Here is a 9715-nt window from a genome sequence, read left to right on the forward strand (position 1 = left end):
CCAGCGCTCCTTCGTGGTGCGAAAACACGCCATTTTCCGACAAAACGCGGCTATCTAACGTAAACGGGCAGTGTGGCACGGCATCTGCAACCTCGAGGTCGTCACTCACCGACCCGAGAACCAAATCATGTCCACATTCGATAACCCGTTCGACCCCAACAAGTCCCTGCATCGTGGCTGCACCTGCGGCAAGCACGCCAACCAGGCCGACCACAACGCGGCGATCACCGCCACCCCGAACCCGACGGACGAGGAGCAGGCCCTTAATCGCGCCGTCGAATCGTCGGTGATGCGCTCGCTGTTCCCGGAAGACCGGACGCGTCGGAATTTCCTCAAGGCCGTAGGCGTGAGCACGGCGATGGCCGCCGTCTCGACCTTCTTCCCGATGGCCGCCGCCAAGGCCGTTGCCGCCGACCCGGTCGGGCCGCTGGAGAAAAAGAAGCTCAAGGTGGGCTTTATCCCGATCACCTGCGCCACGCCGATCATCATGGCCCACCCGATGGGCTTCTACGAGCGTGAAGGACTCGACGTCGAGGTGGTCAAGACCGCCGGCTGGGCGCTGATCCGCGACAACGTCAACAACGGCCAGCTCGATGCCTCGCACATGCTCTCGCCGATGCCGATTTCCGCTTCGCTCGGGATCGGTGCCCAACAGCAGGACACCTACGTCGCCACCATTCAGAACATCAATGGCCAGGCGATCACGATGCACAACAAGCACAAGGACAATCGCGATCCGAGCAACTGGAAGGGCATGACCTTCGGCATTCCCTACGACCACTCGATGCACAACCTGTTGCTGCGCTACTACCTCGCCGAGCACGGCGTCGACCCGGACCAGGATGTCCAGCTCAAGGTCATCGCCCCGCCGGAGATGGTCGCCAACCTCAAGGCCGGCAACATCGACGGCTTCCTCGGCCCCGAGCCGTTCAACCAGCGCGCGGTCTACGAGGGCGCGGGCTTCATCCACGTGCTCTCGAAAGACCTGTGGGACGGCCACCCCTGCTGTGCCTTCGGTGCGACCCGGTCGTTCGTCGAGGAGAACCCCAACACCTTCTCCGCGCTGTTCCGCGCCATCGCCAGCGCCACGGTCTACGCGCACAAGAAGGAGAACCGCCCCGAGATCATCGAGGCGATCGCCCCGGCCAACTACCTCAACCAGCCGAAGATCGTGCTCGACCAGGTAATGACGGGCCGCTACGCCGACGGGCTGGGCAACATCATCACCGAGCCCGAGCGCGCCGACTTCGACCCGTTCCCGTGGGAGTCGATGGGTGTGTGGATCCTCACGCAGATGAAGCGTTGGGGTTACATCAAGGAAGACATCGACTACGCCGACATCGCCGAGGAGATCTTCCGGGCCACCGACGCACGCCAGCGTCTCGCCGAGATGGGCCTGCCGGCACCGGAGACCAACAGCAAGAAACACACGATCATGGGCAAGGTCTTCGACCCGACCAAGCCGCAGGAATACCTCGAATCGTTCGAGATCGGGAGGAGTTAAGCCATGAGCCAGTCACTCAGCCTACGGGCCGGCCTCGTCTCCATCCTCATCCTGCTTGCCTTCATCGGCGCGTGGTGGGGGGCGACCCTGCCCACCCAGGTCGATCTGGGCGACATGGACCCCGAATACGCCGCCATGATGGGTCTCGATACCACCCAGGAGTCGGACATCCCGACGCCGGGGCACATCGGCTCGGCGATCTGGACGCATCTCTCGGACCCGTTCTACGTCAAGGGCTCCAACGACATGGGCATCGGCATCCAGCTGGCCCATTCGCTCTGGCGGGTGCTCGCCGGCTTTGCGTTGGCCGCGATGGTCGCCGTGCCGCTGGGCTTTCTGATCGGCATGTCGCCGCTGATGCACAAGGCGCTGGACCCGTACATCCAGATCCTGAAACCGATCTCGCCGCTGGCCTGGATGCCGCTGGCGCTCTACATCATCCAGGACGCCTCGATCTCGTCGATCTTCGTGATCTTCATCTGTTCGATCTGGCCAATGATGGTGAACACCGCCTACGGCGTGTCCTCGGTCCGCGACGACTGGCTCGCCGTGGCCAAGACCCTCGAGGTCGGCCCGATCAAGAAGGCGTTCAAGGTGATCCTGCCGGCGGCCGCACCGACGATTCTCACCGGCATGCGTATCTCGATGGGCATCGCCTGGCTGGTGATCGTCGCCGCGGAAATGCTCGTCGGTGGCACCGGCATCGGCTACTTCATCTGGAACGAGTGGAACAACCTCGATCTCGCCAACGTGATCTTCGCCATCCTGCTGATCGGCGTGGTCGGCATGATCCTCGACATGATCTTCGGCCTGCTCGGCAAGGTCGTCAGCTATAAGGAGGTCTGAACCATGACTACCCCCAGCTTTATCCAGGTCGATGGCCTGGAAAAGACCTTTCCCGGCCCGGCCGGCCAGGAACCGGTCACCGTGTTCCAGAACCTCGACTTCGAAATCGAGAAGGGCGAGTTCGTCTGCCTGATCGGTCACTCGGGTTGCGGCAAGTCGACCATCCTCAACATCCTTGCCGGACTGGATGCCGCGAGCGACGGCTACGTGTTCATGGAGAACAAGGAGCTCACCGGCCCGGGCCTCGACCGCGGGGTGGTCTTCCAGGGACACGCCCTGATGCCGTGGCTGACGGTGCGCGAGAACGTCGCCTTCGCGGTGAAGTCCCGCTTCAAGCGACACTCCAAGGACGAGGTGAACGCACAGGTGGAGAAGTACGTCGACATGGTCGGCTTGACCCCGGCGATCGACAAGAAGCCCCACCAGCTCTCCGGCGGCATGCGACAGCGGGTCGGCATCGCCCGGGCCTTTGCCATCGAACCGAAGATGCTGTTGATGGACGAGCCGTTCGGCGCGCTGGATGCCCTGACCCGCGGGGTGATCCAGGACGAGCTGCTGGCGATCTGCCAGGCCACCAGCCAGACGGTGTTCATGATCACCCACGACGTCGACGAGGCGATCCTGCTGGCCGACAAGATCCTGTTGATGACCACCGGCCCGTTCGCCGAGGTCGCCGAGGTGGCCTACAACCCGCTGCACAAGCCGCGCTCACGCCAGGAAATGCACCACGACGGGCACTACTACCCGTTCCGCAACCACCTGATGGACTTCCTGGTCAACGGTCCGGGCACGCCCTACAGCGACAAGGCAACCGACGGCACTCCGCCGGCCCTGGACAAGGCCCCGCGCACCGGGCCCAGGCGCGTGGTGAGCGCCTGACCCGAGACGGGTCGACACGCCCGTCATCCATCCGGCCCCAGGGCCGGATTTTTCGTGGTGTGGTCACAATCGTGGTGGAATCGTTTTTTCAGTCGCCGTGAATCGCGCGGGTGATCGCCTCGACGACCTGACGATCCCGGTTACGAATACTATTCTCCACGGCCATCACCGTAAGGTGGTATAGGCGCGGCGTGGATCATCCAGCAGGTACACGTTTCGAAGGCCCCGGTCACGGCGAAGTTGCCGAGAGGGATCGGTCCCTGGGCCATGGCCTGTTGGTTGATCGAGCGTCGGCCGGCTGCACCACGATATGGCCCTGTATGATCGAGAAATCCATGCCAGAACTCCATGCCGCGCCCTAAATCGCGGGCCAGATCGTCGGCCACGAATCCAGGCCCGTATGCGGGGGATTGAAACCACCACGCTCGACAACGGTCACACACTTCCTGCCGGCCCAACAGGACAGGCCGACCATTCAACCCTTGGTAGCCCAAACCCATGCAGCCCGGACGTTATTCCTTCGCCTCAATCCCGATCATGCTGTCCTTTTTGGCGCTGATTGCCACACCGATGGCAACCGCGGGCAAGACAAGTGACGCGGTCCACGAAACTACGCTCGACAACGGCCTGAAGGTGCTGGTCCTGCCGGACGAACGCGCGCCGGTGGTCACGCACCAGATCTGGTACAAGGTCGGCTCGGTCGACGAACCGGGGGGGATCACCGGGATTGCCCACATGTTCGAGCACATGATGTTCAAGGGGACGAAGACCCTCGGCCCGGGTGAATTCTCGGACATCATCGCGCGCCTCGGCGGCGAAGAGAACGCCTTCACCGGGCGCGACTTCACCGGCTATTACCAGACGCTCGCCGCCGACGAATTGGAGACGGTGATGCGTTGGGAGGCCGATCGCATGGCCAACCTCGAGATCGACCCGGAGGAATTCGCCCGCGAGAAGGAGGTGGTCAAGGAAGAATGGCGCTCGCGCATGCGCGACAACCCCAATGCTCGCCTGAGCCAACTGCTCTACGCCACGGCCTTTACCAGCAGCGGCTATCACCACCCGATCATCGGCTGGAAGACCGATATCGACGCCTATACCGTCGAGGATGTGGAACGCTGGTACCGGGAGCATTACGCGCCCAACAACGCCACCCTGATCGTGGTCGGCGACGTCGAGCCCGACGCGGTGATCGAACTGGCCGAGCGCTACTATGGCAAGGTCGAGCAACGCGACCTTGCCCCGGCCAAGCCCCGTGAGGAAATGACGCAACACGGCGTCAAGCGGGCGACCCTCAACATCCCCGCCAAGCTGCCGCACCTGACGATGGGCTACAAGGTCCCCTCGTTGGTCACCAGCAAGGATCCGGGCACCGCCTACGCGCTCGCGGTCACCTCCGGCATCCTCGCCGGCGACTCCGGCGCCCGCCTGAACAACGAGTTGGTGCGTGCCGGCAAACTCTCGTCGGCCTCGGCCAGCTACAACCTCAATGCCCGTGAAACCACCCTGTTCACCATCGATGCCACGCCGCGCGACGGTCAGCCGCTCGAGGAGGTCGAGGGTCTGTTGCATGAACAGATCGCCGGGCTGAAGAACGAGCCGGTCGATGAAAAGGAACTCGAACGCATCAAGGCTCAGGTGGTCGCCTCGGATGTCTATGAGCGTGATTCGCTGTTCTACCAAGGCATGACGTTGGGCATGTACGAAACGGTGGGACTCGACTACCGACTGGCCGACCGGTTTGTGGAGGGCGTGCGCGCGGTCACTATCGACGACGTGCAAACCGTCGCCCGCAAGTATTTCCACGACGATGGCCTGACTATCGTCACCCTCCAACCGGTAAGCGGCGAGCCAACCACGCTACCCAGCCCGACCGGAGGTATCGAACGTGTCTATTGATGCCCGCCACCCCACTTGGCTCGCGATCCTCGCCGTCGGCGCCCTGCTGCTCACGGGTACGGCGCGTGCCGAGCCGCTGTTGGCGCTTGAGACCTGGCAGACCGACAACGGGGCCGAGGTGCTGTTCTATCCCATCGACAGTCTGCCCATGGTCGACGCCCAGGTGATCTTCGATGCCGGCAGTGCTCGTGATCCTGAGGACCAGGGAGGCACCGCCAGCTTGACCGCCTCATTACTCGAGGAAGGCACCACCGAACGAGATGCCAAGGCGATCGCCGATGGTTTCGCCCGTGTTGGCGCGCAGTTCTCGGCCAGCGCCAACCTCGAGACGACTACCGTGCGCCTGCGCAGCCTGACCGAGGACGGCTGGCTCTGGCCCGCCGTGGAGCTGATGGCCGAGGTCATCGCCCGTCCCGCCTTCAACGACGAGGACATCCAACGCGAGCGCGAGCGTCAGTTGCGCGGCATCCAGTCCCGCCAGCAATCCCCGCAGGCGGTCGCCAGCGACGCGTTTCGCAAGGCGGCCTACGGCAACCATCCCTACGCCCACCCCACCGAGGGCACACGCGAATCGGTGGAATCGATCGATCCGTCGGCTGTCCGCGCATTCCACCAACAGCGGTTTGTCGCCGCCAATGCCACGGTGGTGATTGTCGGTGACCTGGATGCCGATCAGGCGCGACGACTGGCCGACACGCTTACCGAGGGCCTGCCCACGGGCCAGCCCGCCCCCGCCCTGCCCGAGGTGGCACCGTTGCAGGAATCGGAGACGGTGCGTATCGACTTCCCCTCGGAGCAGTCGACCGTGTTGGTCGCATTCGACGGGGTCAAGCGCAAGCACGAGGACTACCTGCCGCTCTACGTCGGCAACCACATGCTGGGCGGCAGCGGCTTTGCCTCGCGGCTGATGTCCGAACTGCGCGAGAAGCGCGGCCTGGCCTATAGCACCTACAGCTACCTGATGCCGCTGCGAGCCGGTGGGCGGCTGGTCATGGGCATCCAGACACGCAACGATCAGGTGGACACCGCCCTGTCGCTGATGAACGAGGAACTGGCGCGCTTCATCGATGAAGGCCCGACCGACGAGGAACTGGCCGACAGTCAGGCCAATATCGTCGGTGGCTTTCCCATGCGCCTGAACAGCAACAGCAAGATCATTGAACAGATCGGCGCGCTGGCCTTCCTCGACTTGCCGCTGGATTACTTCGACGAATACACCGACCGGGTCGAGGCCGTGACTGCCGACGAGATCCTTCAGGCCTTCGACCAGCATATCGAGCCGCAAAAGCGAGTGGTGGTGATCGTCGGGCCATCGGCCGAGGAAGCGGAGGCCGACAGGAAAACCGAGTAACACTTTGGGAACTTGCGATAAGCCTGCCTATCAAAGCGGTCATCGGTTAACCGTCAGGGGCTCGCGGCATGGCCGACCAGCCCCTGACCACACTCACAGGAGCAAGACCATGACCAAACGCATTCCCACCCTGCTGGCTGCATTGATCCTGCCGGCCACGGCTGCGTTCGGCGCCGACCTTCACCGCGACGCCGCCATTGGCGGGGCGATCGGGGGCGCGATCGGCGGTGTCGTCGGTGCCGAAGTCGGTGGCCGCGAGGGCGCGATCGTGGGTTCCGGCATCGGCGCGGCCGTCGGCACGGGTGTGACCACGCGCAACAGCCGCGATGATCGTTATTATCGCGACGACGGCCACCATGAGCGCTATCGCTACCGCGAGGGACACGGCCACCCCCAGGGACGCTTCTGTCCGCCGGGGCAAGCGAAGAAGGGACGTTGCTGAAACAAGGCTCAACAGCCTCGATCACCCCACCCCGCAAAACACGAAACGCCACCGGCTTTCCGGTGGCGTTCTGTTTTCTGCCCCACGAATCGCGGCCACAGGTCACTCCGGCAACGACCCGCCGGCGGATTCCGAGCTACGTCTGTTCGTCCGTCTTGCTGCCGTCGCCAGAACGATCTCGCCTGTCGTCATCCCCATTGATCGCCTGCTTCGCCGGCGAGAGCAGGCGCAGGCTGGCGAAGGTGACGATAGAGAGCAACAAGGCGATCTCGAAGCGATTCCAGGCCACGGCCACGCCGATCGCACCGGTGGCCCACAGGCTTGCCGCGGTGGCCGTGCCGCGGGTGTGATCACGACTCTTGAGGATGGCGCCTCCACCGATAAACCCCATCCCGGTAATGATGCCCTCGAACACCCGCGCCTCGGCATCGCTGGATTCGAGCACGTTGATGCCCAACAGCATGTAGGCGCAACTGGCCACGGCAACGAGAGGAAACGTGCGCAACCCCGCCGAGCGCGAGTGGCTCTCGCGTTCCAGCCCCACCGGCAAGGCCAGCACATAGGCCGCCGCCAGATAGGTCAGATTCCAATAGACCGACGCCCAATCGATATCAAACGGCATTCGCGCGCTCCCTGCTAACGAGTTGGCCCGACTAAAACCGCGAAAGCTCGTGCCGGGTCATAGCTGGAAACCATTGGCGTGCCACCCATGGACGTTTGGCTGCCGAATCAGAGTGATTCGGCCACCTCCTTGGAATGGCGCTCTAGAAGGTCGTCGGCGCGGTGTTTTTCGTCCTCGTCTCGCGCGTGAACCACCACCGTCCACTCGCCATGCGAGCTGGCCTCCTGGGTGTCGGTGATCACACCCTCATGATCCGGTCGAGCCGAAATCAGTCCCGCGGCCATCCCGCCGATTGCCCCGCCGATCACCGCGAACACGCCAAAGACCCAGCCCGGACTTGTCGTGGCCCAGTCAAACCCGGCGCCGACCAGCACGCCGGCGAGGACCAGGCCGGCGACGGCACCGACGATCGCCAATATGGTGTGCGTACGCAGCATGGTCGAGAAAATGGCGCCGGATTCCCTCTCTACCTTGCTCGACAGATGCCGATCATGTGGCTCGACCAGTTCAACCTGGTCCGAGGAGAACCCGCCCTCGGCGGCCAGCGCGTTGGCCGCGTCGCGTGCATGACGGGCGTCATGGAATACGGCACTGACCTTATGGGGAAACTCTTCGGTGATGATCTCAGCCTGGGTCATGAGCTACCTCCTAATCCGGAAAAACGGCGAATTTCAACCAGAAATCCGGTCCTGTTCGTGGGAGTTGTAACGGAGACAATAGTTCACAGGACGCCAGCAGAAACGCCAGCGACAAGCCCAGGATTGCCCTTGGGCTGCCAAACACATTGGCGATTCGCGCTGGCACTGCCGGGACGGGCAACGCGGGAGGGGACTCGGGGTCAGTCTCGCTTGAAGCGGGTGACCAATTCGTGAAACTCGCATGAACTCGTGGTGCGCTTCAAGCGCCACTGATCTGTAGCGGGCAGAGCACTGAACGGCAAACGCCCGACTATCTGAACTACCTTCTTCTGTAGGAATCCCAATGACAGGACTCGGGCATTTTCCGATCCCGTTACGGATCGCCACATAGGAGGGTCTCTTATGGACCGTGCAGAAATCATTTCCGAACGTTTCCCGCACGTGGTCGACGCCGTATTCCATGACGAGCGGCGCGCCCGCGATGCGGCTAATGCCCTGGCCACCAAGGCCGGGCTGTCGAACGAGCAGATCGACGTGGTCGAGCCGAACGATCCCCAGCGGGCGGAGAAGCTGGAGCCGGAGTCGTCCGAGGTTACCCGGACCATACTTCGTTCCCATGCCGCGCTCGGCGTGATCGGTGCCGTCGTCGGCCTGATATTCGCCGGCATCCTGATCGTCGCCGGTTTCGATTTTGCGCAGACCCGGCCGGGCTGGGTCTACGGAATTCTCGCCGTGGTCGGCGGCCTGATCGGCATGCTGGGTGCCGGTATCGTGTCCGTTCGACTGGATCATGAGCGGGTGGTCGCGGAGACCCGCGACACATCAACGCACGGCGAGTGGACGGTCGTCGCCCACGCCCATAACGAGGACGAGAAGCACCGCGCTGGCGAGCTCCTCAAGGAGTACTCCGGGACGGTCAGCCAATCAAGGCCGGCCGAGCCAAGCAGCCCCAACACCTCGAGCACATCCTGACCCATGCGGCCGGAAACGACACGCCCGATAACCTCGCTGATTGATACGCCGATAGAGCCGCTCGGCGCGCTGGACATCCTCGCGTGACGGGCAGGCTCGGACCGACTCATAACCAATCACCTCGCCGTGGTCGGTAATCGGCGTGACATACGCATCGACCCAGTAATCGCCTCCGTCCTTCGACCGGTTCTTCACCAGATCCATCCAGGGCGGGCCGGCCTTGAGATGCGTCCACATCACCTCGAACGCCAATGACGGCTCGTCCGGGTGGCGCACGATGTTGTGCGGCTGGCCAATCAGCTCATCACGGGAATACCCACTGATCGCGACGAACGCCTCGTTGCAATACGTAATCCGCCTTTGATATCCGTGGTCGACACCAGCCGCTGCCCCGGGCGAGGGTGTGTTCGGCATCGGTGACGGGCAGGTTATTACGCATGAATTAGTGACTATTCTTAGGGATGTCGACTTAGAGGTGACGACTTCGGGATGGCAAGCCGAAACAACATATCGGGGCGATAAAATATTGGGGTTATCGAGCCCGTGAAGGAAAACTTTAGTG

At 63.2% G+C, this 9715-nt stretch carries 10 protein-coding genes; 7 read left to right on the forward strand and 3 right to left on the reverse strand.

What is annotated here, in order from left to right:
- Positions 1 to 127: 127 nt before the first annotated feature.
- The 6 genes from ABGV18_RS06515 (at position 128) to ABGV18_RS06540 (ending at position 6921) form a co-directional block, all read left to right on the forward strand.
- The gene (locus ABGV18_RS06515; RefSeq protein ID WP_396585329.1) at positions 128 to 1504 is read left to right on the forward strand and encodes an ABC transporter substrate-binding protein; all 1377 of its coding nucleotides are present in this window, start codon (positions 128 to 130) and stop codon (positions 1502 to 1504) included.
- A gap of 3 nt (positions 1505 to 1507) precedes the next feature.
- Entirely contained in the window at positions 1508 to 2350 is an 843-nt protein-coding gene (gene ntrB, locus ABGV18_RS06520) for a nitrate ABC transporter permease (RefSeq protein ID WP_396585330.1), read from the forward strand.
- A 3-nt stretch (positions 2351 to 2353) separates the two neighbouring features.
- Complete coding sequence (locus tag ABGV18_RS06525; protein WP_396585331.1) at positions 2354 to 3229, forward strand: nitrate ABC transporter ATP-binding protein; 876 nt, start codon at positions 2354 to 2356, stop codon at positions 3227 to 3229.
- Positions 3230 to 3727: 498 nt separating this feature from the next.
- Complete coding sequence (locus ABGV18_RS06530; RefSeq protein ID WP_396585332.1) at positions 3728 to 5128, forward strand: insulinase family protein; 1401 nt, start codon at positions 3728 to 3730, stop codon at positions 5126 to 5128.
- Entirely contained in the window at positions 5118 to 6479 is a 1362-nt protein-coding gene (locus tag ABGV18_RS06535; RefSeq protein WP_396585333.1) for an insulinase family protein, read from the forward strand. The genes ABGV18_RS06530 and ABGV18_RS06535 overlap by 11 nt, the downstream gene beginning before the upstream one ends.
- 109 nt (positions 6480 to 6588) lie before the next feature.
- Complete coding sequence (locus tag ABGV18_RS06540) at positions 6589 to 6921, forward strand: glycine zipper domain-containing protein (RefSeq protein WP_396585334.1); 333 nt, start codon at positions 6589 to 6591, stop codon at positions 6919 to 6921.
- Between the two features lie 136 nt (positions 6922 to 7057).
- On the opposite strand, the gene ABGV18_RS06545 is transcribed toward ABGV18_RS06540, so the two are convergent.
- Both ABGV18_RS06545 and ABGV18_RS06550 read right to left on the reverse strand, forming a co-directional pair.
- Positions 7058 to 7543, reverse strand: a complete 486-nt coding sequence (locus ABGV18_RS06545; protein ID WP_396585335.1) for an MgtC/SapB family protein — start codon at positions 7541 to 7543, stop codon at positions 7058 to 7060.
- 107 nt (positions 7544 to 7650) lie between these two features.
- A complete protein-coding gene (locus tag ABGV18_RS06550; protein ID WP_396585336.1) occupies positions 7651 to 8181 on the reverse strand; it encodes a hypothetical protein in 531 nt (176 codons plus the stop codon).
- Positions 8182 to 8583: 402 nt separating this feature from the next.
- Here ABGV18_RS06550 and ABGV18_RS06555 point away from each other — a divergent pair, with 402 nt between their 5' ends.
- The gene (locus ABGV18_RS06555; RefSeq protein ID WP_396585337.1) at positions 8584 to 9153 is read left to right on the forward strand and encodes a hypothetical protein; all 570 of its coding nucleotides are present in this window, start codon (positions 8584 to 8586) and stop codon (positions 9151 to 9153) included.
- Here the strand turns inward: ABGV18_RS06555 and ABGV18_RS06560 are convergent.
- Positions 9106 to 9715, reverse strand: a 610-nt coding sequence (locus tag ABGV18_RS06560) for a PAS domain-containing protein (protein ID WP_396585338.1), incomplete at its 5' end; no start/stop codon positions are given. The genes ABGV18_RS06555 and ABGV18_RS06560 overlap by 48 nt on opposite strands.

Origin of the sequence: Guyparkeria halopsychrophila (assembly GCF_044582135.1) — a bacterium.
GTDB lineage: Bacteria > Pseudomonadota > Gammaproteobacteria > Halothiobacillales > Halothiobacillaceae > Guyparkeria.